The sequence below is a fragment of the Flavobacterium sp. RHBU_3 genome (assembly GCF_046613565.1).
GTDB lineage: Bacteria > Bacteroidota > Bacteroidia > Flavobacteriales > Flavobacteriaceae > Flavobacterium.
Genome location: NZ_JBKJHC010000054.1, coordinates 1 through 215 on the forward strand (window position 1 = coordinate 1; position 215 = coordinate 215).

Annotated in this window: 1 pseudogene; it reads right to left on the reverse strand. The window is 48.4% G+C overall.

From position 1 onward, the window contains the following. A pseudogene (locus ACLI1A_RS19615) lies at window positions 1–215 on the reverse strand (hypothetical protein); the annotation flags it as partial.

Genomic DNA, 215 nt, shown 5'->3' on the forward strand with positions numbered 1-215 from the left:
GTAATCCATCTGCGTAAGGTCGCGGATGATGCCTTCCTGGTTGTCCCTTAAGTAAATTTTCTGTCCTTGTTCAAACAGTCCGTCTACGTGGTCAAGGGTAATGGTGAAGTTACCCGCTGCAGGAGCAGTAAAGCCCATAGGCACTACATCGCTTGCTTCAAAGATTGGCCTTGCCTGTATGGCAAGTGGTGTTTGCTGGCTTACTGAGTATATGG